Below are 24,801 nucleotides of genomic sequence, written 5' to 3'. Positions count from 1 at the left end.
TTAGGGTGACATCGCGATGGCGATGGCGCAAGGTATCGTTTCGCCCGCGGCGTTACGGAATCTCACCGCTTTTCCAACCGTTCTGGCTCCTGGATGATGGTGGCTTTGGGTGGATTCATCAGCGCGTCCTTTTGATCCTCTGGAGGTGACGTGAACATTACATTCCGCCACTCGGGGTTCTTGAGCGGGCCGCTGCCGTGGAATTGGAACAGGCCGTAAAATGGCCGGAGCGGCAGGGTGAGCACGCCCAGCAGACCGCGCGCGTTCATGCGCATGGTCATGTCGAGGGTGACCTTGTCCAGGTCGATCCGGGCATCCCCGCTGAAAGCCAGCGAGGAGGTGCCGGTCCGGAAGTCATTGGTGCGCATGACACCATCGCGGATGGTGAAGGTGCAGAAGGCCCCCGTGGCCTTTTGGAAGCCAACCCGGCCACCTAAAATGCCGGAGATGAGCGGGGAGAGCGGGCCGAAGATCGGCACCGAGAAGAGTTCGCCTTTTTCCAGGCCAATCAAGCCCCGCCCGTTGAGATGCTCGACGCCGTTCGTGCCGCAGGTGAACTCGAGGCGTCCCGTGAGCAGCCCGCCTCCCTTTGGATCGAAGCCGTAGAGGGCGCCGACGTCGTTGAAGGAGAGCTTCGTCCAACTGAATTCGCCGCTCAGTCCCGCTTCCCGGCCGGGCATCCGGGTGATGGTGCCGGCCACCGGTCCGCCGAAGGTGCGGAAGGCGAGATTGTCCACCACCACCTTCTCGTTCTGGATACGAACATTGGCCGAGGGGGACTCCAGCAGCAGGTCCTTGCCGATGAACTCGTAGTTCGCGGGGGCGTTGGTTTTGAAAGCGATCTTCAGGTCGGTGCGGCCCTTGCCGACGGTGTCGACCAGCCCCGAGCACTGGAGGTTGGGCGGCTGGTGGAAGCGGTATTGCTCCAGGTCCTCGGCGATGCCGCGGGCGAACATGCGGACCAATGGGGCGGGCCAGAAATTGCCATCGACGTTCGAGATCGCCACGGTGTCCGCGTCGCTGTCGTAGCGGACCTGCCTCACCTTCAGTGCCCCGGTGCGCGCTCCATCATGGGCATGTTGGAGAGCGTAGTTCCGGTAGTCGAAAATGACCGATCCATTCTGGAAATCCAATTGGCTGTGGCTTAGATCCAGGTCGGTTTCCGCCAATAGGAAAGGGGTTCCGCGATAGGTGCAATTCTCGACCTTGCCGTGTCCGGAAACGACCCACGACATGGGGTTTTCGAGGTCCCAGCCGAATTCCAGGTTCGCATCCAGCTTGGTGTGATCGTTCTCGGCGAAGTCATTGAGCACCCGGCCGAAGGGCTGGCCCACGAAGAACGGCCTCGCCACCGCGAAGGGGAAATTGGTCCGCATCGCCACGCGGATGTATTTGTCCTGGAGCAACATCTTGCCGGTGAGTTGGCCGTCGCGCCGCATCACCTTGATGTCGCGCATGAAGAGGTTGCCCTTGCTCCATGAGAAGTCGCTGGCGAACGAATCGAAGGCGACGCCGCGGATCATCAGCGCCTTGCAAGCGGTGGAGCCGGTGACTTTCACTTCCGGAGGACCGTCGTCCACGAGTTTGAAAGTGCCGTTGCCCTCTACCCGCTGCTCGCCCGCGAAGGTCACGTCGCGGATCGAGCTCACGCCAAACCACGACCGCAGGAGCCGTGGTACGTCCAGGCCGGAGCTGAGGCCGAAGCGGCCCTCCCGGCCGACGAGGTCGTAGTCGACCCGGCCTTCCAGTTCGCCACGGCGGTCGGAGGCTTTCAGCGAGGTGACCGTCAACAAGGTGCCGGTCCATTCCGCGTCCGCGGAAACCTTTTGCAGCGTGTGGCCGCCGCGTTCGACGTTGGTGGCGTTGAACTTGACCCGGCCGTGGAGGGTCGAGCGGTCCGCGAAGTCGCCGTCGATGGCGATGCTGATTTTCGGGCGCTCCTTGTCGTCGAACTTCCAGTTCCGGGCCTCGTCCAGACAGCGCTTGAGGATTTCCAGCCGGGCTTTCCGGTTCGGGTCGTCGTCGGCTTGCGAGCTGAGCGCGGGCCGGTAGCCCAGGATGCGGGCGGTGACGGCGACGTCGATGCCCTCGACCTGCCCGTTGGCATCCCGGAGTTCCAGGACGCGGCCGCCGGGCATGGCGATGGTGGCATTGACGTGGCTGGCCTCCAGCATCTCGCCATTGGGGTTCGCGGGGTCGACCGGGAGATCGAGGCGGCCGTCCTTGATCTCGAACTTGGTTAGCTTCAGTTCGCCGCGGGCGAGGCGGCTTTTGTCAAAGTCGATGGCCACCCGTTCGACCCGGGAAATCTGGCGGGTGCAGCTTTCATCCGAGAAAATGCGGATTTCGGTGGCGACCAGGCCACCGTGGAAGGGTTGATAGCTGAGGCTGGCGACGCTGACATTCAGCCCCTGTTTCGCCAGTTCGTGTTCGATCCGCTGGCGCCATTCCTCCGGCAGCCCGGTGGCATTCGCCCACCATAGGCCGCCGACCGCGGCCACGACGGTGCAGACCATCAGCAGCAGGATCGCCGTGCGGAGGTTGCGGAAGAAATGGAGCCGGGTCATGCCGTGAAACGCGCGCCCATGGTACGGCCGCGCGGCCTGATTGCAATCATCGCGGCGATCGGCGTTGCGGAAGGCTGGCGGGGTCCGTAGCATCCGCCCGATGCGGTTCGCGGTGCTGGGGAGCGGAAGTTCGGGAAACTCGACGGTGATCGAGGCGGGAGGCACGCGCCTGCTGGTGGATGCCGGTCTGAGCGCGAAGCAGTTGGTGACCCGCCTGAAATCGATCGGTCTCGATCCCGGTTCCTTCCACGGCATCCTGTTGACCCACGAGCATGGCGACCATATCCGCGGCCTGCGGGTGCTGCTCAAGCAGATGCCAGTGCCGATCTACGCCACCGCCGCCACGGCGCGGGTGGTGAAGGACACGGGTATCGAGGGCGCGACCTGGCGGGTGTTCGATGCCGGCCAGCCGTTCCGGGTTGGATCCTTTGATATTGAGGCTTTTGCGATCCAGCACGACGCCGTCGACCCGGTGGGGTTCGTGTTCCATCATGAGGAGCACCGCTTCGGTCTGCTCAGCGATGCGGGGTTCGTGACCCGCGGCATGGTCGACCGCCTGCGCGGCGTGCACGGGCTGTTCGTGGAGGCGAATTACGACGATCACCTGTTGGAAATGGATACAAAACGCCCGTGGTCCACGAAACAGCGGATCAGCTCGCGCCACGGCCATCTTTCGAACGCCCAGGCCGCCGCGCTGGTGGAGGAACTGGCTCATCCCGGCCTGCGCCGGATCGTACTGGGCCACCTGAGCCAGGACTGCAATCATCCGGATGTGGCCATTTCCGCGATCCGTGGCTCGCTGGAGAAGGCCGGACACGGCCATGTGGAGCTCCATTGCGCGTGCAGCGAGGTTTCGCCCTGGTGGTCGCTGCGGGAGGAGCCGCGGTTCTCGCTGGAGTTCTGCGATTGAGGCGGACGCCGCGATTCCCGCTGGCATCCGCGGGGCAATGAGATTCACTCGGCAGGGTGAAGTTGGAAATTTGCATCGATTCGGTGGAGAGTGCCGTGGCCGCGGAGCGGGCCGGGGCGATCCGGGTGGAACTTTGTGCCGGATTGATGGAGGGGGGCATCACGCCGAGCGCGGGCATGATCCGCGCGGTACGCCAGCGGGTGTCGCTGGGGCTGATGGTGATCATCCGTCCGCGGGGCGGGGATTTCCTCTACGACGATACCGAGATGGAGGTGATGCTGGAGGACATCGCGGTGGCCCGGAAACTCGGTGTGGACGGGATCGTGATCGGGGCTCTGCTGGCGGACGGACGCGTGGATGAGGAGAAGATCCGGACCTTGATCGAGGCGGCGGGTCCGCTGCAGGTGACTTTCCACCGCGCCTTCGATGTCTCCCGCGATCCATTCGAATCGCTCGATGCCCTGGCATCGCTCGGCGTCCACCGCATTCTTACCTCCGGTCAGGAAGCCAGCGTGCTGGAAGGCGCGGACTTGATCCGGGGGCTGGTGAAGGCCGCCGGTGAGCGCCTTGTCATTTTGCCCGGTGGTGGGATCACGCCGCGGAACATCGCGAAAATCGCCGCTCTCACGGAAGCGTCCGAGTTCCATCTGAGCTGCCGCCGCACCGTGGACAGCGGCATGACGTGGCGGAACCACCGCCCCGCGATGGGCGCGGCGCTCTATCCGCCCGAGTTCTCCCGCAAGGTCGCCGATGAAGCCGCGATCCGTGGCATTCTTTCCGGGAACTCCTGATCCCCTTGCCGAGATGTACCGTATCGCCATCGGCGGCATCGCCATTGAAAGCTGCACGTTCTCGCCGCTGACCAGCGGCATGGAGGATTTCCTGGTGCTCCGCGGGGAGGAGATGCAGGCCCGCTATCCGTTCATGCCGGAATGGAAGTTCCAAGGCCGCGGGGACATCGAGTGGTTTCCGATTCTCCAGGCAAAGGCCATCCCCGGCGGACCAGTGCGGGCGGAGGTCTATCAGGCGTTGAAGGACGAACTGCTTGAAGGCATCCGCGCGGTGTTGCCCTTGGATGGATTCTACTTCGACATCCACGGCGCGATGAACGTGGTCGGCAGGGACGACGCGGAGGCCGATCTGGCACGCGCGATCCGCGAGGTGGTGGGGGACCAGTGCCTCATCACCACGGGCATGGACCTGCATGGCAATGTCACTCCGGAGCTGGTGGAGCGGGTGGATCTTTTCACCGCCTACCGCGAGGCCCCGCACATCGATTACCTGGAGACTCGGGAGAAGGCGTGCCGCCTGCTGTTGGAGTGTCTGGATCATGGCATCCGGCCGGTGCGGGCGTGGGCGCGGATTCCGGTGGGCTTGCCGGGAGAAAGGACGAGCACGTTCGTGGAACCGGGCCGCAGTGTCTATCAGACGCTGAAGCTGTCCGATGTCCGCCCGGGGATTCTCGATGCCTCGCTGTGGGTTGGTTACGTGTGGGCGGATGAACCGCGCACCTCGGCCACGGTGGTGGTGACCGGCACGGACGAAACGGCATGCCGCGAGGAGGCGGTGCGGATCGCGCGGGTGTATTGGGAAGCGCGGCACGATTTCAACTTCTGCGTGGAGGCGCACGATGCCGACACGTGCATCGCCAAGGCGGCGGCGCTCGGGCGAAAATCGGTGTTCATCAGCGATTCGGGCGACAACCCCACGGCGGGTGGGGCGGGGGACATTCCGACCTTCATCGGACGGTTGCTCGCGCATCCGGATTTCGCCTCAGGCAAGGCCACCGCGATTTACGCGAGCGTGCCGGACGCGGAGGCGGTGCGGGTTTGCTACGATGCGGGTGTAGGTGCCCGGGTGAGGGTTTCGCTCGGCGGCAAGCTCGATCCAGTCCACGCGGTGCCACTGGCGTTGGAGGGGGAGGTGGCGTTTCTTTCTCCCGATGATGTCGTGGGTGGCGATCTCGCGGTGCTGAGGGTGGGCGGCGTGAACGTCATCCTCACCAGCCGCCGCAAGCCGTTCCACGTGATCCGCGAGTTCACCCGCCTGGGCCTTGATCCGGCGGAGCACGAGTTGACAGTGGTGAAGATTGGCTATCTGGAGCCGGAGCTTCATGCCGCGGCGAGCCACGCCTTTCTGGCGCTGACGGATGGCGCGGTGAACCAGGATATCCCGAGGCTGGCGTTCAAGCGCATCCGGCGGCCGTTCTATCCGCTGGATGATGGGTTTGATCCGGGGGAGTTCGAGGTGGCTCTTCTGAGGAGTTGAGCCTATAGGCGAGGAAGGTCTTCAGAGGGAGGGCGAGTCCAATGGACCCGCTTTTCATCCCGATCGTCCGCTTCGTTCCGAATTCCTGCTCACCAGCCTCCGCCCCCTTTGAAGACCTTCCTCGGCTGAAGCCTCAACTCCTTCCTCACGGCAGCTCCACTTGCAGGGCGACCGTGTTGCCGTCCGCAACCAACGGTGACGCGCCTTTCGGTTGGAGAATGTAATCGCCCTTCACGAAACGGCGGTTGTCGGTGCTGACGAGCGCGCCTTCCACCACGCCGACGATGGTGAAGCGGCCGGGGTCCGGATTGGCCAGCAGCGCGCCATCGGCCAGCTCGTGGCGGGAGGTGCGGAAATACGGACACTCGGCCAGCACGTCGCCATTCGGCACGTCCATGCCAGGCTCGAAGTCCTCGAAGTCGATGCTCGCCAGCGATTGCTCCACGTGCAGGGCACGCGGTTTGCCATCGAGACCCATGCGGTTCCAATCGAACACGCGGTAGGTGGTGTCGGAGTTCTGTTGGATCTCGTGGATCAGCAGGCCCGCGCCGATGGCGTGGAGGCGTCCGGAGGGGATGAAGATCGATTCGCCGGGCTGAGGGGCGATGGCATGGACGGCTTTCTCGACGGTGCCATCGGCGATGGCGGCCTCGAAATCGGAGCGGGCGACGCCGTTTTTCAGGCCGACGTAGAGTCTCGCGCCGGGATCGGCGGCGGCGATCACCCACATCTCGGTCTTCGGCTCGCCGCCGAGTTCGTCCGCCTTGTCGACCGGCGGATGAACCTGGATCGAGAGATCGTCGCGGGAATCCAGGATCTTGATCAGGATCGGAAAGCGCTCGGAGTCCGGCAGGCCTTCGCCGAAGATCTCCCCGCGGTGATGGCTCCAGAGCTCGTGCAGGGATTTGCCGGCGAAGGGACCGGAGTTCACCACGGATTGTTCCGGATCGCGGTCGACGATTTCCCAGGCTTCCCCGATGGGCGTGGTGGCGTCCGGCAGGGTGCGGCCGTAGACGCGTTCCAGTTCACGACCGCCCCAGACGCGATCCATGTAGAGAGGGGTGAAGGTAATGGGAGCCACGCCCGTCAGGCTGCCACGGGACCGGCGATTGAAAAGATCATTGATCTTCTACGAACGTATGAGAGCGGTAAGGGACCATCGAACTTGCCATTCACCCATGAAAGCGTTCTCCCGATTGTTGTTCGCCATTTCCGTGTTGGTCCTCCCGGGCTGCATTGGAGCGGGTGTGGTCCGTTTCAATGACCGGGATTACTCGGCCTTCCGGATCGGAAGGAAGGGGCAAGTGGCGGAAGATCCGGCGGGGCGGACGCCTTCTGTTGGAGAGATCCTCGCGCGCTGGGGCGAGCCGAATTCCAAACGCTCCTCCGGTGACGGTGGCGAGATTTGGCATTACCGCGCGGAAGCCAGTGAAGTGGACTTCCGCATCGTCAATGGCCGGGCGGTCGGAGCCAAGGTGATGAAAACCGGCATGGCGGGAGGCTACTACGGCATGGGTCCGGGGGATTCGGGAATCGGCTATCGTTCGTTCCAGTGATCTGGGTCAACACGCCGTTGAGGTAGCTCCCGTGCTGTTGGAGACAGTACCAATGATCCCTTGATGGCCCGACGAGGGTTTCAATTTTTCTCCAGCTCGGCCAAATCGATCTGATCCTTCGACCGCCCTGAAGCGGCTTTATTGCGGATGAGATCCGCTTTGCCGATGAACTTCAACGGCAGTCCGTCATAGTCCACTTCGATCCGGTTTTCGAGGCACTCCTCGAATGTCACGCCGTCGATTCCTGTCAGCACTTGGATCTTCCGAGGTTCCCGGCCGATCTCGATGACGAAATCTTCTTGGAGGAAATCCGCGTCGGTAAGTCCGATATCGCCGAATCCGAAGCGGTCGAACACCCGGATCAGCTTTGCCGCGTTTTCCGGCCGGATGGCCACGAAGAAATCGATGTCGCCCGTGTAGCGGGGAAAGCCATGGACGCCGACGGCATAGCCACCGACGATCAGGTATTCAACGTTCTCCTCTTCGAGTAATCCGATAAACTCGAGAAAATCCTGGTTCAGGTGATCCATGGTTCCGGCAGGTTCCGCTGATGACGGCCACGGCGGTGAAGCGCTCCTGATAGGTGCGGTCCTTCCAAGGATTGCCGCGATCCCTGAAGTCCTTGAGTGTTCGCCGGGTCACCGTCTTGTCCATGAGCGCCGAAGCTTGCTCGCCCAAGCTATCGGCGGATTGCTGGTTCTGCCAGTCGAATTCACCGATGAGGTGGGCGTTTCCCCCGAACGTGGCCGGGGCTTTCGGGGTGATCCTACGGAATTCCGAATATTCCGGTTGCGAAAACAATCTTGCCGGTTGAGGTCCGGCGGGGGATGCTCCCCCGACCCCCGATATGGCGCGGCCTGAGAACAAGAAGCGCGGCGAGGAGCCGGAACCGTCCAAGTGGTCCAACGAGATCACCGGGATCATCCTGCTCGCGACCGGGCTGCTGCTGGCGCTTTCGCTGGTGTCCTACTCGCCCTCGGATCTGCCGCATGTCGGGTTCCTGGAGCCCTTCGCGGACAAGTCGGATGCCAAGGGCGGCAACCTGATCGGTCCGGTGGGCGGCATCCTGGCATTCATCCAGATCGTCCTGTTCGGAGCCACCGCCTGGTTGATTCCGGTGACGTTGATGTGGTTCGGGGGGGTGAAGCTATGGAAGGAGGGGGCTCTGTGGCCGCGGAAGATCCTCGGTTTCGTGATCCTGCTGGTGGCGGGCGCGGTGTGGCTGCACTCGGCGGATTACTTTTTCAAGGACTGGGCCGCTCGCTGCCGGATCATCAGCCCGGGCGGGGTGGTCGGCTATGGCGTGGGCGGCTATGTGTTCGAGCGCCTGATCGGGCGGATCGGCACGCTGTTGCTGTTCGGTACCGGTTACCTGGTGGCACTCATCCTTTTCACCGGCCAGCCACCGGTGCGGTTTCTGAAGGCGTGCTACCGGCTCGGCCGCATGCGCTACCATGAGTATCTGGAGCGCCGTGAGGCCGCCGGGCTGGCGGCCGCCCGCCAGTCCGAGCTGGACACCGAGCGTGAGCGCCAGCGGGACCAGCGCCGCCGCGAACGCGAGGCCGCGAAGGCGGCGGGAGCACAGGCTGCTCCAGAGGCGGAGGACGATGGCCAGACCCAGTTCACGCTCAAGGAAACGCCGGTGCCGAAAATCATCGATGCGTCCCAGCGGCGGATGGTCGATGCTCCGATCGGCGCGAAGCCGTTCGAGCGCAAGAAGCCGTCCCACCAATCGCTCAGCCAGACCGGCTACGAGGACTACGAAACGCCCGGCTACGACCTGCTCGACAAGATCGAGGAGGACGACGTGCCGGAGGCGGCGAACCGTGAGGAGCTGTTCTCGAACCAGCAGATCATCATCGAGACGCTGAAGGCCTTCGGCATCGAGGTGACTCCCGGCGACATCACCCGCGGCCCGACGATCACGCGCTACGAGATCTATCCAAGCACCGGCCTGCGCGTGTCCCGCATCTCACAGCTCGAGGCGGACATCGCCCGCGCCACCAAGGCGGAACGCATCAACATCCTCGCGCCGATTCCCGGCAAGGACACGGTGGGCATCGAGATCGCGAACTCGAAGAAGGTGGCGGTGCCGCTGCGCGAGCTGATCGACGATCCGGAGTTCAAGTCCGCGAAGAAGAAGATTCCGCTGGCGCTGGGCAAGGACGTCTACGGCAAGACCGTGATCGCCGACCTTGCCGCGATGCCGCACTTGCTCGTCGCGGGTGCCACCGGTTCGGGTAAATCGGTGTGCATCAATTCGATCATCGCCTCGATGCTCTTCAAGTTCGGCCCGGATGAACTGCGGTTCATCATGGTGGACCCGAAGGTGGTCGAGATGCAGATGTACAACAAGCTGCCGCACCTCGTGGTCCCGGTGGTCACCGATCCGAAGAAGGTGGTGGCCGCGCTCAAGTGGGTCGTCAACGAGATGGAGAAGCGCTACCGCGTCTTCGCCAAGGTCGGCGTGCGCAATTTCGACGCCTACAACCAGCGGGTGCGCCCGGAGAAACCGGCGGCTCCCGAGCCCGAACCGGAACCCGAGGACGAGGAGGTCGATCTGGAAGCCATCGAATCCATCGCTTCGGCGTTGGAGTCCGGCGAACTCGGCCCGGAGGCCGATGAGGAGGATCTCATTCCGGAAGAGGATGAAATGCCGGACCGCTATCCGTACATCGTCGTGCTGATCGACGAGCTGGCGGACCTGATGCAGACCGCGCCGGCGGACGTCGAGATGTGCATCGCGCGCATCGCGCAGAAGGCGCGTGCCGCGGGCATCCACCTCATCATCGCCACCCAGACGCCGCGCGCGGACGTGGTCACCGGCATCATCAAGGCGAACATTCCCTCGCGCATCGCGTTCCAGGTTTCCTCCGCGCTCGATTCCCGCGTCATTCTCGACACCAAGGGCGCGGACAAGCTGGTGGGCAAGGGCGACATGCTCTACCTGCCGCCCGGTTCCGCGAAACTGGAGCGCGCCCAGGGGGCCTTCGTGTCCGACCACGAGGTCGAGCGGTTGGTCGATCACTGTGCCGCGCAGGCCTCGCCGAATTTCGCCACCGACATCCAGGCGTCCATCGATGGCGGTGGCGATGACGACGAGGAGGAGATCTCGGATGCCGATGAGGAACTCATCATCAAGTGCATCGAGGTGGCCCGCCAGGAGCAGAAATGCAGCACCTCGCTGCTGCAGCGCCGCCTGCGTCTCGGCTACACCCGTGCCGCGCGCATGGTGGATATCCTGGAGTCCCGCGGTGTGGTGGGACCGGGCGATGGCGCGAAGCCGCGCGAGGTGTACTTGAAATAAACAGCGGCCATGAAGACGCCTTGGCTTCTCCGAGCGTGTCGGGCGATTTTGTTGGTGGTTGTGATCACTGCTCCCATCTTTCTTTGGGAGGCATAGCGGGGAGATCCCAAAGTAGCCGCGTTCGTGAGAACGTGGGTGGTGAGGATTTGCGATGATTCGTGCAGATCCAGTATGCTTTTGCGCGCCCGGAGCGGCAGGAAGTTTTGCAGCGGTGTCGCAGGGATGAGGTGAATTTTCCCCGCCCACGTTCTCACGAACGCGGCTACCAAGAATGTGGGACGGAACCGTCACGCGGGATTTTTCCGAATTCCGCCAAGAATTCCTCCGCCCATTCGATGTTCATGGCGAGCGGTCCGCGGCGCTCACCTTTGAAACATCGAATTACCTCATGAAATCCATCATCCTCGTTACCGCCGGGCTTCTCGGCGCCGCGTCCGCCTATGGCCAGACCATCAAGCCGGGCGTGAACGCCCCGATCGCCGTGTCGGCCACCATCGTCACCGAAGGCGCTCCCGTCGTGCAGCAGCTTCCGAACGGCGGCAACAAGAAGACCTATGCGGTCACCTCCGTCCGTTTCACCAACCGTGAGATCCTGGAGGCGATGCGCGCCGCGAACCTGTTGGACGGCTCCGTCAGCGGCTGGGTGCTCACGCGCTTCACCAATGCCAATGACGTGGGCAACCTGTATGCCGCCAAGCAGGGCAAGGCGGCCGTGGCGGTTCCCGCCGCGCTGCTCACCCAGCCGGTGGTGCAGGGCAAGGCGGACAGCGGCACGACCACCAAGGACACGGCGAACAGCCCCGAGCTCCCGGCCCTGACGCGCCGCGCCTACACCACGCTCACCGTCAAGGCGGGCCCTGGCAGCGGCATCGGCACGCAGACGCTGAAATCGGCGGTCCTCAAGATCGGCACTTCCAGCAACACCGTGATCACCCGGACGGAGAGCTTCGACCTCTCCGGCAAGGGCGGCACCGGCAACAGCATCTACACCGGCACCTACAAGGTGCAGCGGGCGAACCCGATCAACCTCACGCCCTACTTCCCGGGCGTTGCCGTTCCCTGAAGTGGAGCGCATCCGGCACGCTTTCCGGTCCGTCTGGTGTGGCCGGGGAGCGTGCCCCTTTTTCCGATTCATGAAACGTTATCTCGCTTTCTCGCTGCTCGCCGTCGCGATTTCGCTCGGCTTCGCCACCCGTCATCGCGAGGTCGGCGTCCGGCCGGATCCGGCGGTTGAAGCGCACCGGGTTTCCGCTGGAAAGGAGCTGCCAGCCCCCCGGCAGCCCGATCCGAAGCGGGTGTCGTCCCGCACTCCGGAGCCGGTGCCTCCGGAGGAGCGGGATCAGGCATTGGCCGTGATCGAGGAGGCGGTGGCGAGTTATGAGGCCGCCGCGGTGAAGCGGATCTCGCCCTATCTCAGCTCGCCGGATCGGGATCTACGTAACGCGGCCCGTGAAGGCTTGATCCAGCTCGGAGAGCCGGATGGGATCGCGGCGCTGCGGTTGGCCGCCACGCGAATGAGTGATCCCGCTGACATCCAGGCCTGCCGCGAGGCGGCGGATTTCCTCGAGCTGCCGCCGTGGACGGAGACTCCCGCGGCCCGGGAAATGATCGCCGAGCTCATCGCCCATCCCGAACCCTCGCCTCCGCCGCCGTGAGCGAAGCGGCGTCCATGGAATCCGGGAACTGGCTGGCGGAGATCCTCGTCCGCTACGAGCGGCCGTTGCTGAAACACGCCTACACCCTGTGCTCGGACCGCGAGCTCGCACGCGATGCGGTGCAGGAAACCTTTTTCCGTTTGATCCGTTTGCGGGAGAAGGGCATGCCGGAGAATCTCGCGGCGTGGCTTTTCACCGTGTGCCGGAACGTGGTCAGCGACTACCTGCGACGGCAGAAGGTGGTGAGTTTCGGGCTCGATTTCGCCCGCTTCGATCTGCCCGATGACGAGGGCGGGTCGCCTCACGACCATCTCGACCGCGGTGAGCGGGAAAGGAAACTCGCCTCGCTGGTGGAGGAGCTGCCGGACCGCGAGCGGGAACTGGTGCGGTTGAAATTCCAGGTGGGGCTCAGCTACCGGGAGATCGAGGAGGTCACCGGGATCTCGCAGGGAAACATCGGCTACTTCCTCCATCTGGCGGTGAAGCAACTGCGCCAGCGTTGGCGCGTGGAAGGGGGGGACTCGTGAACGACCCCTTCGTGGATTTGTTGGAAAGCTCGCTCGGGGTTCCGGATTTCGATCTCGGGGATGCGATGCGGGCGGAGCTGCTGGCGGCGGCGGGCGCTCCGGTGGCGCTGCCGGAGAATGTCGTGCCTTTCGTGCCCGCCGATCCGGACGAGCAGGCGGCGTTTGATTGGCTGATGGGCGAGCGCCCGGCGGACCTGCCGTTGATGGAGAAGCTCGCCACGCGGCCGGCGTTTCTGGCTTCGGTCGCGTCGCAGCGTTCTTTCCTGGTCGACCTGCGCCGGGCGGTGCGGTCCGCTGCCAGCCCGCTTCCGATTGCTGAGCAGAAAGCTCCCCGGCGTGGGATGCGCCGGGTTGCAGCAGGAGTCGGTGCGGTGGCGGCCGGAGTGGCGTTGTGGATGGCGCTCCAAGGATCGGGGATCAAACCAAGCGGACATTCGGAAACGATGGCGTCCGCGACGTCCTCCCGTGAGGTGGGAAAGAGTGGTGTCGTTCACCATGACCCGTTGCCGGTGCGAACCGACGCGTTTTCGATTCCGTTCGATCCGGGAGTGGATGCCAGTCCGGAATCGGTTGTGCCGACGGTGGCCAAGACGGATGTGTCGGCCGTGGTGAAGCCAGCCGATGACATCGAACCGGTGATCGAATGGAAGGAGGCGGCCCTTGCGGCGGCGAAGGACTTGTTCGGCGTGGCGGCCCCGTCCTTCGTTTCAGGGGAAGTCACGGAACCGGCCGTGATGGAGGAGCCGGCATTGGCGTTCGAGTCACACACGAAGAGCCTGGAGGGCACCGCGGGTGAGGGCCTCTACGCGATGGCCTCTGGCGGCTCATCGATGCGGAACGATTGGTACCTGTGGGCCGGCCATGACGGCAATGACTTCTCGGTGCCGGAGCCGGGCGGGTGTCTGCCGGTGATGGTGGCCAGCCTGCTGCTGTGGTGGCGGAGGCGGACGGCGTGAGGTGACTGCGCCAGAGCGGCGGTGGCAAGATGGGGATGAAGGGCGGGAGTGATCGCAGCCCTTCATCACGGGAGGGTTTCAGCAGGCCTTCCGGTTGTATTGCGCGAGGCCGGTCATGACGCCCTGCGGGTCCTGGATGATGGCGATGCGGCCGGAGTCCTCGGGCAGCGGCATGGGCGGCAGGATGGTTTTCGCGCCAAGGCCTTCCGCTTTCTGGAGCGTGGCATCGAGGTCTTCGACGGTGGTGTAGGGCATCCAGCGGGGCGGTCCGCCGCAGCCTTCCTGGGGTTGGGTGATGCCGCCGAGCATTTCCTCGCCGCGGCCGAAGACATGGTAGCCGGGGGCGGGTTCGCCCTTCTTTTCCCAGCCGACGAGGCTGCCGTAGAAGGAGATCGCGTCCGCGGCGCTGGTGGTGGTGAGCTCGGACCAGCCGAGGTCGCCTTGGTTGTAGCCGTGTTGTCCCATGGTGGTGATTGGTAGATGGTTCGTGGCTCCACGCGATGGCACCTCCGGGAGCCGATCGGAGGGATATCACCCATGGCACGGGGCGGAGCGCGCGCAAGGAGGAATGTGTGGCGATGCCGGCGCGCGGGCGGCGGTCACTCCTCGCCCTGGTAGTAATCGACCTCCTGCATGACGAAGGATTTCCGCAGGGGCTTCACATGCCATTTGCCGGTGTCCGGGTAGTGGATGACGTCGGCGGGCGGGTTGTCGGCGATGACGTAGTAGAGCAGGTCCTCGGTGCCGGTGTTGGTGAGGTGGTGGGCCTCGCCGGGCGGGCAGACGAAGGAATCCCCGGCGGCGACGGGCGTGGCGGTGTCGCCATGGCGGATGGAGCCGCTGCCGCTGAGGACGAGGTAGAACTCCCACTGCGCGGCATGGGCGTGGAAGGGGCAATTGGTGGCACCGGGCGGGAGCTTCACCATTTCCACGTCGAAGGGATGGCCGCCATTCGCGACGCCCGCGTCACGCGGCGCGCCGAGGGCCTCGGAGAGGTGGCGGCGGAAGACGTGGAACTTTCCCAGCGGCGAGCGCTGCTCGATCCAGTCCATTTCGGAGACGCGGAGGTGGTTCATGAGGATGGTGAGTTGTCTCTCCGTGGCAGGGAGGGAGTCGAGCGTTTAGGAAGGCGGGAGGATGGGCTCCGCGTCCTGAAGGGACGCTTGATGTGGAGGAGATGCCGCTTATTCCTGCGACGCCTTGAGGGCCTACGGGCCTGCCCCGTGAGCAAGTTGGAAACTTGCTCTACTTCAACTCCAGCCGCCGGAGAGGTCCATGGCGCGGAGGACCATTTGCAGGGCGTGTTCCTCGCCGCGGGCCTCGCCACTGACGCGGGCGCCGGGCCACGGGGCGTGGTGGTCCGGCATGAGGTAGTCGATCTGATAGAGATCGCGGCCCAGCGTGGCGATGGTGACGTGCCAGGGGGTGGCGTGATGGTCCTGGGCGAGCAGGCAGAGGCGGAAATGCGACGTGAGTCCGTGCACGCGCCGCGGATCGTCCAGCGACCGCAGCCGGCCGATCAGGCCGAGCATGGCGTGGGCGGCCTCGCGGGAGGGCGAATTGTCCGCCGCGAGGAATTCCCCGTAGAATTGATCCAGTGTCCGCTGGTTCTGGTCCTGGCAACGTTCGAGGTGCATGGGGCGATGGCTTCCAGTAAAGGACCGCGGGCCACCGGCGCGTCAAAGCCTGTTTGGTGACAATTGGGCCGTCCGTCACAAGCAGTGGACAAAGCCCCGCCGATGCGGTGAAGCTGGCGCCATGAGCGAGCCCGTCTGCCCGATCTGCGACAGCAAAGAACACCTGGAATATGAATCCCGCTACGAGTGCGTGGTGTGCGGCCACGAGTGGGCGAAGGAGGAGACCGACGAGCCGGAGCAGGCGCGGGTGGTGAAGGACGCGCACGGCAACGTGCTGGCGGACGGCGACATCGTGGCGATGGTGAAGGACATCAAGCTGGGCGGCACCTCGGACGTGCTGAAGACCGGCACGAAGTCGAAGCCGATCCGGTTGGTCGAGGGCGACCACGAGATCTCGTGCAAGATGAACGGCGTCTCGATCGCCCTGAAGGCGTGCTACGTGAAGAAGGTGACGGAGAAGTGACTGGGCTGGCGATCGCGGTGCAAGCGGCCTGAAATTGAGATCGTGTCCCCACCATGAAAATGAAGACGCTTTCCATCGTGTTGAATGTCGTTCTCCTGATCGGTCTGGTGATCGTCTATTTCAATCGCTCAGTGGAGCAGCACTTCTACGCTGAGTTCACGGGAATGGTGCTGCAAGAGTCGGCCCGCCAGATCGAAGCGGGGAAATCCGCCCGCGTCGCCGAGATTTTGAAGGAGAACCGGGGACGTCCCACTTATGCGGAATTGGTCGCGATGTTGCAACGCCTGCAGGCGCACGAGGTGCCGCTCGCAAAGCAAGCGGGGACGGAGCATCCCGGGGACGTTCCGGCGCGATAGGTGGAACGGGTTCCGATGAGGGCGTTTCGCTGACCTTCGCGCGGAGGATGGTCTTCGGAATGTCGTTCACTGTGCCAGTGCTGTGGAAGGTGCGGTAGGTCCAGCCGGAGGTGAGCGTGGGCCGATTGGCCTGGATGGCGGTGGCGATGTGGCCATCGTCCTTCCCCCGCACGGAGCGGTCTGCTAGATTGCGGACCGATGAAGAAGGAAGCGCCATCGCCGGAACAGCTCGCGGTGTTCGCGAGGATGAAGTTCATCTTCCTCGGCCTGGTGGCGGTGGCGTTCCTGGTGTGGGAGGTGCAGGACTTCGCGGCCTCGTTCGCCGCGGCGGAGCGGTCGACCCGCGCGCGGCTGCGCACGACGCAGGAGCGGGATGATGCCCGCGTCCTGCGTGCGTTCGAGGACGCCCGCCGCAACGTCCAGGTGAAGGTGGCGCTGGAAACCGAGCCGGACCCGCGGCAGGAAACGCGGGATGGGTGGCTGACGGTGACGGCGCCGACGGAGCGCGAGGCGCTCGATACCCGCGCCGCGATGGTCACGGCGATGCAGGCCGCGTTTGCCCGCGAGGGGGCGGGGGAGCTCTTCGACATCAGCCACGCGCCGCACGCCGAGCCGGTGCGAAACGAGGGCTACCTGCGCGTGCGGAACGGGGTGCGCGGGCTGGCCGTGGCGATCCTGCTGGCGGCCGTGGTGCTGCTGGCGCGGCAGTGGAAACACTCCGGCCTGCCCAAGCTGGCGCTGGCGGGCATCGCGGCCTCCGCGGCGGGGCTGGTGCTGGTGGGGATGGGCGATGAGGCGTCTGGAATCTGGATGGCGCTGCTGCTTTTCGGTCCGCCGCTCGGCTTGCTCGGGCTGGTGGGGTATCTCACGCGGCGGGTCCGGCAGGCCTCGCGCTGGGAGGAAACGCGTGCGCGGATCACGCGCTCCGAGGTGAAGGCGGAGCGGCACCGCCACGCGGGCGATACCACCCAAGTACGGAATGTCCCGTGGATCACCTACGAGTTCCAGGCCGGTGGGAAGACGGTGCGCGGCGAGCGCGTCAGCATCGGCATGGGCTCCGCGGACAACGTGGACGTGGTGGTGAAACGCTACCCGGTGGGCGCGGAGGTGCCGGTGTATTACGATCCGGCGGACCCGGAGGACGCGGTCTTGGAACGGAAGCCACCGGTTTCCCTGGGCTGCCTGTGGGGCGGGGCGGTCTTGCTCGCGGCGCTCTACACCGGCGGGCTGGTGGCGTTTGGAAAAGCCCCGGAGATCGCGCGCGCGTTCAGCCGCGGCATTCCCGGCATGCGACATCCGCTGGTGGTGTTCCTGTGCGGCGGCGCGGGCTTGTTCTGCCTCGTGGTGGGCTTGTGGATGCGGCGTCATCCGCGCAAGGCCCTGCCATGGTCGCGGGTGAAGGGGACAGTCGTTTCCAGCGCCACCGAGTCGTTCACGGAAACGGACAGCGCGGACTCCAGTGCCCGCACCCGCACCTACTACCGCGCCGTGATCGAATACCGCTACCAGGCGGATGGCCAGGACTACCACGGCAACACCAGCGCCCGGGGGCCCTTCAACGTGAAGATCGCCGGAGCCCGCGCCAGCGCCGATGCCGAGGTGGCGCGCCATCCCGCGGGCTCGGAAGTGGACGTCTTCTACAACCCCGCGAACCCCGCGCAGTCCGGCCTGAACGTGGACACGGAGATGGTTCTCGACGGCCGCCGTTCGCTCATCGTCGCCGCGGTCTTGCTGGCCATCGCGGTGTATGCGTGGGTGGGATGAGTTTGCGGGTGTTCAGTGTTCAGGGAAGCGGAAGAAGTGCCGAGTCAGCAGAATGGGAGCGACGCGGACATAGCCGGAGGCAAATCAGAGAAGAGGGCGGCGGAGGCTCTGGAGGAGTTTGCTGGTGTTCAGTTTTCAGTGTTCAGCAAGAGGAAGAGCCCGCCGTGTTCTCGATTTCCAAAGGCCAACCGACCTCTTCCCTTTTGAGATTGTTGCGCGTCTTTGCGGCTGAAATCTCCAGAGCCTCCGCCTCCCCCTGAAGACCTTCCTCGCCTGAAGGCTCAACTCCTTCCTCTGATCACTGCTGACTGATCACTCGGCACTTCTTCCTCTTCTCTGAAAACTGAAAACCAGCAAACTTCTCCCCCGGTTTGGCCAACTGTTCACTACCCACCCCCGCGGCGGTACGGACAACCTCCGGCCGTGATGAAGGACATCCTATTACACCATCCGACACCCGATCGCCCCGCACCCACCCAGACGCTCTGCACCCGCCGGGAGGCGGCGGCGCGGCTGCGGCTCTCGCCCCGGCAGCTCTCCAATCTCGTGCTCGCCGGGGAGATCCCGGTGGTGCGCCTGGGCGCGGCGCTGCGTTTCCGCACCGCGGATCTCGAGGCCTTCATCGAGGCCAGCACCGCCCGCGTGGTGAAGCCGCAGCCGGGAGGTGCCCATTGATCCCGATCCTGGAAAGCGCCTCGCTGAAGGACGTGCGCGATGAGGTTCACCGCGTGACGCCGCTGATGCCGATCTGGAAGCCCACGGACTTCCTCGATTTCCAGCCGCCGCAGGATTTCCTGCTGATGGGGGATTGCCACCTCACCCGCGGCGGCCTCACCGTCCTCGGCGGCTGGCCCGGGGTCGGGAAAAGCCGCGCCGCCATGGCGCTGGCCATCGCCGGGGCCACCGGTGGCTCGTGGTTCGGCCACCCGCTCCACGCCCGCTTCCGCAGCCTCGTCGTCCAGTGTGAGAACGGCCCCTACCGGCTGAAATCCGAGCTGGAGCCGCTGGCCCGCATGGCCAGCCGCGAGGTGCTCGATGAATGGGTCCGCATCACCCCACCACCGCCCTACGGCCTCGCGTTCCAGGAGCTGGAATTCCGCGCCCTGCTCCGCGAGCGCATCGCCGAGCTGCGGCCCGGGCTGGTCATCATCGATCCCTGGAACCGCGCCGCGGATGGCGACAAGCAGGCCGACTACCGCGGCGCGCTCGATGCCATTTTCTCCTGCCTGCCCGAGGACATGGCCGAGCGCCCCGCGCTGCTCATCCTCCACCACATGCGGAAGAAATCCAGCGAGGGCACCCGCAAGAGCGGTCGCGATCTCCTCCACGAACTCGCCGGCAGCTACCAGATCGGCAGCGCCGCGCGATGCGTGTTCGCGCTGGAACCCGCCAGCAACCGCACCGAGGACGACACCGTGGTGCTGACCTGCTGCAAGAACAACGACGGCAAGGAAGGCCCGCCGAGCGCCTGGCACCGCCGCGACGGCTTCTTCACCGCCTATCCGGAGTTCGACATGGAGGGGTTCCTTTCCGGCGAGGAGGTGAAGAAGGAACGTGGAGTGCCGTTCAAGGCGATCGAAACGGCGCTGTGCGGCATGCGTGGGGAAACCCGCACCCAGGCGGCAAACCGTCTCGTCTCAGCCGAACTATGCGCCCGTGCCCGCGCGTTCGTCATCCTCAACGAGCATCCCAACCACATCGTCGAGGACGAAAACGGACGCCTCTGGTGGCAGCCGTGAGCGAGTCCACTGTCCAGTCTGTCCAGTAGCCCTAGGGGAACTGGACAGACTGGACAACCCGGCGGGAAAGGTGGGGGCGCTCCGCCGGGGCGACCGGGTCTAACAGCCGCGTCCGCTCCCGGGTGCGCGACCATGCAGGGGCAAGGCGTGGACAGGACAGGACAGGGGAGGAGAGAAAGAGAGAGAACGCTATCTCTCTCTCTCTACTCCCACGCCTCCAATTCCGCTTGCGTGGTAGCGCTGGGCTTGGCCCGGCGTGTTGGGAAGAGCCCTTCCGTTGACACGCGCTCCCTTCACTTCAATGGCCCGCCTCGTGGCGGTTTCCCTCATGCCTCGCCCTCCCATCACACCCGCTCCATCCCGCACGCCGGGCCCAGCCCAGCGCTACTTCGCTCCGCGTCCTCCTCCACGGTATCCAGTCCAGTCTGTCCAGTTCCCCTAGGGCTACTGGACAGACTGGACAACTCCCACCCAACCACACCCGCCCTCTCTTCCTCTTCTCTTACTTCTTGCGTCTTCAAGTCTTCCGTCTTCTCCCATGCTCGACCCCACCCGCCTCGAAAAACTCCGCCACCGCGGAAACAAGTCCCACGCCCGCTGCCCCGCCTGCGCCGAGCAGGACCGCGACCGCACCGGCAACCACCTCGTCCTCTTCGCCGATGGCAAGTTCGCCTGCGCCGCCCATCCCGGCGATGCCGAGCACCGCAAACGCATCTTCGCCCTCGCCGGTCTCCCCGACAGCCTCCCGCCCCGCGACCGCCCGGCCTCCTCTTCTTCAATCTTACGTCTTACTTCTTCCAGTCTTGCGTCTTCTCTCCGCGCCGCCGACCAAGCCCGCGCCGCGGCCGCCATCCGTCAACGCCGCGCCGCCCTCATCGCCGCCCATCCCTGGGATCCGTATGACGTTTGGGAAACCTCGCCGCAGCGTCCGGACGATCCGCTCGTCCTCCACGATCCCCGCCATTTCCTGCGCACCCTGTTCCCGCCCGAGGCCCTGCTCTGGACCGGCGAGGTCCACGAAAGCGGGGATAAGCATGCACGCCGCTGGCGCACCCGCGCCGAATGGTGCGCCGCCCCCGATGACGAACGCATCGGCCCCATGACCACCCCGACCCTGTGGGCCCCCGGCACCGTCTCGCGAAGTACGATGAACGTCGTCGCCAGCCCCTACACCGTCCTCGATTTCGATGGCTTCGATGGACTCGCCCCAGTGACCGAGGAAGAACACCACCGCCACCTCCGCGATTCCCTCGCGCTGCTGCGCTGGCTCCAGGACGAATGCGGCATGCGGCTCGCCGCCATCGTCCACACCGGCGGCAAAAGCCTCCACGCCTGGATCGAGACGCCGCCCCCGGAGGCCCTGGCCTCGCTCAAGACACACGCCCCGCTGCTGGGCCTGGACCCCGGCCTGCTCGGCCACCCCGAGCACCCGTGCCGCCTCCCCGGGCACTGTCACCCGAAGACCGGAAGGGTGGGGGAGGTGGTGTGGTTGAGGGAGGCGGAAGGCTAGGAGCTATAGGTCGTATGGGACCTATGGGACGCATAGGGGGGAAGAGCCTGGATCGGCTGGAGCAGCCGGAGTCACCGGAAGCCCTATCCCATCGACGACCGGGGATGTCGGATGCCTGTTGCAGCCTTCAACGGGAAGCGGATGGCGCAAGCACGAGGAAGAGAATTCCGATCCACACGATCGCAGAAACGATGACCATCTGAATAGGATGCAGGCTATTGCGCTGGAAGAGCGCGTGGCTGATCAATCCGGGATAGTGCCAGATCATGTAAGCAACCGCGATGACTCTCCAAAATCCCGAATCGAATTTCCGCCGGTCGATTTCAATCCATTGGGTGGCTTGTTCTTCATTCAGATCCTCGAAGGCCAGCGTCCCATGCAGCGAAAAGAACAACCGCCTTCTTTGGACACCCATCCAATGGAGCATCGCCACCAACCCCAACGAAATCGCGAGGTAGACCACGACTGCCATGTAAAACGTTTGCACGGGACCAGTCAGAAGGATCGCGCCTCAATGATCAATGCCGTTGAGGGTCCAGGGCCCAGGCTGCTCCCGGAGCCGATCCCAAGGTTCCATGGCATTTTCCGCGAGGCCATTCGGTTTTGGGTTTCTTGGGGCTGGGCGGCCATCGTTTCGCTTGGCAAGGATCGCCCCTTTGTTCTAAGCCCCCCCGCGATGTTTTCCCATGAACCAATCGAGTGGCCGGACAAGGTGGAGGCGCTGGTCGACCGCCTCGAGAACGAATCGGCCGAACGGTCCCTCACCCGCGAGGAGCGGGCGCTCATGGACGTCTATGAAACCGTCGCCGTGCTGGAGGAGGAAGACGGCCTGCACGGCTTCTGGCAGAGCGACGTGAACCACCAGCGGGTGATCAACTCCTTCGAGCTCATCGGTGCCGCCACCCTCGTCGATCCCCTCAACGCCAGCCGCTGGTGCCAAACCCGCCCGGAGGACCGCCTCGACTACAGCGAAACCGAAGAGGAATATCTCTCCACCATCGAGGAAGAGCTCTTCGAAGGGATGGACGAACTCCTCGACCTCGTGCTGGATTTCATGGAGGAGGAGTTGGGATAGGTTGAAAGGAATATAGGCGTCCTGTGTGGCGCTGCGACAAGCGCTTTTTCGGAGTCTCAGTGTGACGGACGGCAGCTATCGTCCATACCCGCGGCAAAAGCGTCCACGCCTGGATCGAAACCCGTCCCCGGAAGCCTTAGCTTCGCTCAAGCAACACGCCCCGCTGCTGGGCCTGGACACGGGGCTGCTGGGACATCCTGAACTCCCCGGACACCGGAACCCGAAGATGGGAAGGCTGGGGGAGGTGGTGTGGTTGAGGAGGAAATTGATTGCACGTGTGCTGCTGGTTTCTAGAGTTGCAGACAGTGCCCCGCCTCCCCAAATCTCAAGTTCCGAAGAAGGGTTCAGATTGCTCATTGAAGTTTGAGGCAGCTGCCGTTGAATCTCTTTTTTCAGTTTTAGACGCTGTCGCATGGCTAGATCTCCCGGATATTCGCAAAATCTCCCAATTTGCGGGAATTGATCCGAGAACAGCAGGGAAGTTGCTAAAGAATTGCGTCACTATTGGCTTGCTTGAGTCAATAAACGATGAAAGTTACTTATTGACTTTGCCTTATCCTTATAAGGGTTCGTCCGGGCAAAAAAAGGCCGTTGTTCGCGAAGCTCTCGTTAAAATGCCGCTAATGATTCATTTGAGGCAATTTATGAAATTAGGAGACGTAATCGACGATGGCCTTCGAAAAGCAGCCACGGTTGTAGGCGTGGTTAATTATGCTCCTTCTGCTCTTGCCCCTCTAGTTAAATGGGCTAAGGAAATGGGTGCTCTAGAGCGGGATTTGATAGTTGAGGATTTGGTGGATGAAGCGACCGCTCAAAAAGAAGAGAGGCATTCTGCCAAGGATAAGGAGTTGGTTGTCTTTTTGTCTCATAGCTCAAAAGATAAACCGTTCGTGAGGCAGTTGGCAGCGGATTTGACTAATGCTGGGGTTACTGTTTGGCTCGATGAACGTAGAATATTGGTCGGCGATTCGATAGTTGAGAAAATCGGGCAGGGGCTAGCTGAATCCGATTTCTTTTTAATTGTTTTGAGCGAAAATTCGGTGGTTTCTGAATGGGTTAAGCGTGAGTTAAATAATGCGCTATTTAAGGAGGTGGAAAAGCGAGATGTCCACATACTTCCTATTAGGCTGGATGAATGTGAGGTGCCTCCTTTGATAGTTGGGAAAAAATATGCAGATTTCTCAAAATCGTATAAGGATGGATTAAGTGACTTGCTTCAAGTTTTTGAATCTAAGAGATTATGACTGATAAATCAAAATCCCCAATGCCCAAAGGTGGAAGGAAGGGTGGCACTATTTTCCCGAGAATTGATCTTTCTCAGGCGGTGGTGCTATCTAAGAAGCTTGTGGCTAAAACACACACATCAACTCAAAATGAAACCGCGCTTCTTGCTGGAGTCTTTGGGCTTGGTGATAAAGGAAAGATAAAAATATCCGCTCTCAAACAATTTGGTTTGATGGAAGGGGATAGTAAGGCTTACACGGCGTCGAAGTTGGCCAAAAATCTCGCATCATCTCCTCCAGAGGATATTGGAGAGCTTTTGCAAGAGGCGTGCATGATGCCTTCCATCTTTAAAAAACTCTACGAGGCTTTTCAAAATGGCGACGCATCGGTTTCAAGGATTAGGCAGTTGGCAATGCAGCATAAAGTTCATATCGAATCTGCGGAACAATGTGTCTCCTTGTTCCTGTCATCCCTAACCACTGCGGGATTATGTGTCCAAGAGGGGGATACGGTTACGATAGGATTGATTAAACAGTCGGTGTCCCAAGGCGATGACAGTGATGAACTGCTTACTTCTTCTGAAATGGAGGAAAGTGATGAAGAAAAAATGGGAAATAATGCCAAAGATAATTTTCCTGAGCATCGCTTGCCCGAGAATAGACGTCCGAATGGATTTCAGGTATCTATTAGTATTGATCCCACTATGGATCCTGAAAAATTAGAAAAGCACTTAAATGTCCTTAGGAGGTATGGTATATGCTGACGTTGTTTGGTAGGTCGCTTGGTGCATCAGGCGGGTGGCGATGTTCCGGCGGCGATCGTAAAGGGCTTCGCGGGAGTCCTTCTCCCATTGCTGGTGGTCGCGGACGCGGAGGTAGTCCTGATAGTCGATGAGCAGCTCCTCGAGGCTGGCGCGGGCGACGTTGGTGAGCTTGAGCTCGGTTTCGGTGGAGGTGACACCGGCCTTGCTGCCTTCGGCGATGTTCTGTTTCCCGGAGCGGGCGGCCTGGACCATCTGGTCGATGGTGCGGTCTCCCTTTTTCAGGAAGCGCTCGCAGAAGCGGAAGGTGAAGTCATAGAGGACCTCGGATTTCCGGTAGGAGAGCAGCCCGCGGTAGTTTCCGGATTTCGGGAGGAAGCCGGAAGGATCTTGGTCGGAGGGAGGCGGGCTCATGGAGATAGGTCCTATGAGTCCTATAGGTCCTATCTCCGTGGCGGGCGAGGCTGTTCTCTGGAAGAATAGGTCCTATACGTCCTATAGGTCCTATAGGTCCTATAGGTCCCATA

General features: G+C 63.2%; 25 protein-coding genes and 1 pseudogene. 18 read left to right on the top strand and 8 right to left on the bottom strand.

Going from position 1 to position 24,801, the window contains the following annotated elements; translation table 11 throughout:
- Nucleotides 1–62: 62 nt before the first annotated feature.
- The gene (locus tag llg_RS19130; protein ID WP_338286552.1) at nt 63–2,567 is read right to left on the bottom strand and encodes an AsmA-like C-terminal region-containing protein; all 2,505 of its coding nucleotides are present in this window, start codon (nt 2,565–2,567) and stop codon (nt 63–65) included.
- 100 nt (nt 2,568–2,667) lie between these two features.
- Here llg_RS19130 and llg_RS19125 point away from each other — a divergent pair, with 100 nt between their 5' ends.
- From llg_RS19125 to llg_RS19115, 3 genes are read left to right on the top strand one after another with little or no spacing between them, the layout of a single operon-like run.
- The gene (locus llg_RS19125) at nt 2,668–3,477 is read left to right on the top strand and encodes an MBL fold metallo-hydrolase (protein ID WP_338286551.1); all 810 of its coding nucleotides are present in this window, start codon (nt 2,668–2,670) and stop codon (nt 3,475–3,477) included.
- 56 nt (nt 3,478–3,533) lie between these two features.
- Nucleotides 3,534–4,268, top strand: a complete 735-nt coding sequence (locus llg_RS19120; protein ID WP_338286550.1) for a copper homeostasis protein CutC — start codon at nt 3,534–3,536, stop codon at nt 4,266–4,268.
- A 13-nt stretch (nt 4,269–4,281) separates the two neighbouring features.
- Nucleotides 4,282–5,745: a M81 family metallopeptidase gene (locus llg_RS19115; protein ID WP_338286548.1), complete on the top strand. Its 1,464-nt coding sequence runs from the start codon at nt 4,282–4,284 to the stop codon at nt 5,743–5,745.
- 145 nt (nt 5,746–5,890) lie between these two features.
- Here the strand turns inward: llg_RS19115 and llg_RS19110 are convergent, their stop codons facing one another.
- The gene (locus llg_RS19110; RefSeq protein ID WP_338286546.1) at nt 5,891–6,826 is read right to left on the bottom strand and encodes a type I phosphomannose isomerase catalytic subunit; all 936 of its coding nucleotides are present in this window, start codon (nt 6,824–6,826) and stop codon (nt 5,891–5,893) included.
- A 97-nt stretch (nt 6,827–6,923) separates the two neighbouring features.
- Here llg_RS19110 and llg_RS19105 point away from each other — a divergent pair, with 97 nt between their 5' ends.
- Nucleotides 6,924–7,301 (top strand): hypothetical protein, encoded by a 378-nt coding sequence (locus llg_RS19105; RefSeq protein ID WP_338286544.1) that lies wholly within the window; start codon nt 6,924–6,926, stop codon nt 7,299–7,301.
- An 80-nt stretch (nt 7,302–7,381) separates the two neighbouring features.
- Here the strand turns inward: llg_RS19105 and llg_RS19100 are convergent, their stop codons facing one another.
- Nucleotides 7,382–7,831, bottom strand: a complete 450-nt coding sequence (locus llg_RS19100) for a nucleotidyltransferase (protein ID WP_338286543.1) — start codon at nt 7,829–7,831, stop codon at nt 7,382–7,384.
- A 317-nt stretch (nt 7,832–8,148) separates the two neighbouring features.
- On the opposite strand from llg_RS19100, the gene llg_RS19095 reads away from it, so the two are divergent.
- From llg_RS19095 to llg_RS19075, 5 genes are all read left to right on the top strand, one after another.
- The gene (locus llg_RS19095; RefSeq protein ID WP_338286541.1) at nt 8,149–10,608 is read left to right on the top strand and encodes a DNA translocase FtsK 4TM domain-containing protein; all 2,460 of its coding nucleotides are present in this window, start codon (nt 8,149–8,151) and stop codon (nt 10,606–10,608) included.
- A 388-nt stretch (nt 10,609–10,996) separates the two neighbouring features.
- Entirely contained in the window at nt 10,997–11,671 is a 675-nt protein-coding gene (locus llg_RS19090; protein WP_338286540.1) for a hypothetical protein, read from the top strand.
- Between the two features lie 70 nt (nt 11,672–11,741).
- Nucleotides 11,742–12,263: a hypothetical protein gene (locus llg_RS19085; protein WP_338286539.1), complete on the top strand. Its 522-nt coding sequence runs from the start codon at nt 11,742–11,744 to the stop codon at nt 12,261–12,263.
- Nucleotides 12,260–12,790 (top strand): sigma-70 family RNA polymerase sigma factor, encoded by a 531-nt coding sequence (locus llg_RS19080; RefSeq protein WP_338286537.1) that lies wholly within the window; start codon nt 12,260–12,262, stop codon nt 12,788–12,790. The genes llg_RS19085 and llg_RS19080 overlap by 4 nt, the downstream gene beginning before the upstream one ends.
- On the top strand, nt 12,787–13,746 hold the full coding sequence (locus llg_RS19075) for a hypothetical protein (protein ID WP_338286535.1): 960 nt from the start codon (nt 12,787–12,789) through the stop codon (nt 13,744–13,746). Before llg_RS19080 ends, llg_RS19075 begins: the two co-directional genes overlap by 4 nt.
- Nucleotides 13,747–13,824: 78 nt before the next feature.
- On the opposite strand, the gene llg_RS19070 is transcribed toward llg_RS19075, so the two are convergent.
- From llg_RS19070 to llg_RS19060, 3 genes are all read right to left on the bottom strand, one after another.
- Complete coding sequence (locus tag llg_RS19070) at nt 13,825–14,211, bottom strand: VOC family protein (protein WP_338286533.1); 387 nt, start codon at nt 14,209–14,211, stop codon at nt 13,825–13,827.
- A gap of 134 nt (nt 14,212–14,345) precedes the next feature.
- On the bottom strand, nt 14,346–14,822 hold the full coding sequence (locus tag llg_RS19065; RefSeq protein WP_338286531.1) for a cupin domain-containing protein: 477 nt from the start codon (nt 14,820–14,822) through the stop codon (nt 14,346–14,348).
- Nucleotides 14,823–14,996: 174 nt separating this feature from the next.
- Nucleotides 14,997–15,383, bottom strand: coding sequence for a hypothetical protein (locus llg_RS19060; protein ID WP_338286530.1), 387 nt, complete (start codon nt 15,381–15,383; stop codon nt 14,997–14,999).
- A gap of 121 nt (nt 15,384–15,504) precedes the next feature.
- Between llg_RS19060 and llg_RS19055 the strand changes: the two genes are divergently transcribed.
- From llg_RS19055 to llg_RS19030, 6 genes are all read left to right on the top strand, one after another.
- Entirely contained in the window at nt 15,505–15,846 is a 342-nt protein-coding gene (locus llg_RS19055; protein ID WP_338286528.1) for a zinc ribbon domain-containing protein YjdM, read from the top strand.
- A 53-nt stretch (nt 15,847–15,899) separates the two neighbouring features.
- Nucleotides 15,900–16,202 (top strand): hypothetical protein, encoded by a 303-nt coding sequence (locus llg_RS19050; RefSeq protein ID WP_338286527.1) that lies wholly within the window; start codon nt 15,900–15,902, stop codon nt 16,200–16,202.
- Nucleotides 16,203–16,400: 198 nt separating this feature from the next.
- Nucleotides 16,401–17,966 carry a DUF3592 domain-containing protein gene (locus llg_RS19045; RefSeq protein ID WP_338286526.1) on the top strand — a complete coding sequence of 522 codons (1,566 nt, stop codon included), beginning with the start codon at nt 16,401–16,403 and terminating at the stop codon, nt 17,964–17,966.
- A 426-nt stretch (nt 17,967–18,392) separates the two neighbouring features.
- Nucleotides 18,393–18,641 carry a helix-turn-helix domain-containing protein gene (locus llg_RS19040; protein ID WP_338290186.1) on the top strand — a complete coding sequence of 83 codons (249 nt, stop codon included), beginning with the start codon at nt 18,393–18,395 and terminating at the stop codon, nt 18,639–18,641.
- The gene (locus llg_RS19035) at nt 18,638–19,705 is read left to right on the top strand and encodes an AAA family ATPase (protein ID WP_338286525.1); all 1,068 of its coding nucleotides are present in this window, start codon (nt 18,638–18,640) and stop codon (nt 19,703–19,705) included. The genes llg_RS19040 and llg_RS19035 overlap by 4 nt, the downstream gene beginning before the upstream one ends.
- A gap of 538 nt (nt 19,706–20,243) precedes the next feature.
- Nucleotides 20,244–21,215, top strand: coding sequence for a hypothetical protein (locus tag llg_RS19030; RefSeq protein WP_338286524.1), 972 nt, complete (start codon nt 20,244–20,246; stop codon nt 21,213–21,215).
- 127 nt (nt 21,216–21,342) lie between these two features.
- Here llg_RS19030 and llg_RS19025 read toward each other — a convergent pair whose 3' ends face one another.
- Nucleotides 21,343–21,702, bottom strand: coding sequence for a hypothetical protein (locus llg_RS19025; protein ID WP_338286523.1), 360 nt, complete (start codon nt 21,700–21,702; stop codon nt 21,343–21,345).
- A 189-nt stretch (nt 21,703–21,891) separates the two neighbouring features.
- On the opposite strand from llg_RS19025, the gene llg_RS19020 reads away from it, so the two are divergent.
- From llg_RS19020 to llg_RS19010, 3 genes are all read left to right on the top strand, one after another.
- Complete coding sequence (locus tag llg_RS19020) at nt 21,892–22,290, top strand: hypothetical protein (RefSeq protein WP_338286521.1); 399 nt, start codon at nt 21,892–21,894, stop codon at nt 22,288–22,290.
- Between the two features lie 305 nt (nt 22,291–22,595).
- On the top strand, nt 22,596–23,534 hold the full coding sequence (locus llg_RS19015) for a toll/interleukin-1 receptor domain-containing protein (protein WP_338286520.1): 939 nt from the start codon (nt 22,596–22,598) through the stop codon (nt 23,532–23,534).
- Nucleotides 23,531–24,277, top strand: coding sequence for a hypothetical protein (locus tag llg_RS19010; protein ID WP_338286519.1), 747 nt, complete (start codon nt 23,531–23,533; stop codon nt 24,275–24,277). Before llg_RS19015 ends, llg_RS19010 begins: the two co-directional genes overlap by 4 nt.
- Before the next feature lie 51 nt (nt 24,278–24,328).
- Here llg_RS19010 and llg_RS19005 read toward each other — a convergent pair.
- A pseudogene (locus llg_RS19005) lies at nt 24,329–24,688 on the bottom strand (four helix bundle protein); the annotation flags it as partial.
- Nucleotides 24,689–24,801: the final 113 nt, after the last annotated feature.

It is taken from the genome of Luteolibacter sp. LG18, from assembly GCF_036322585.1.
Lineage (GTDB): Bacteria > Verrucomicrobiota > Verrucomicrobiia > Verrucomicrobiales > Akkermansiaceae > Luteolibacter.
The sequence above is the reverse complement of the archived record's forward strand: the minus strand, read 5'-3'. Positions and strand labels throughout refer to the sequence as shown.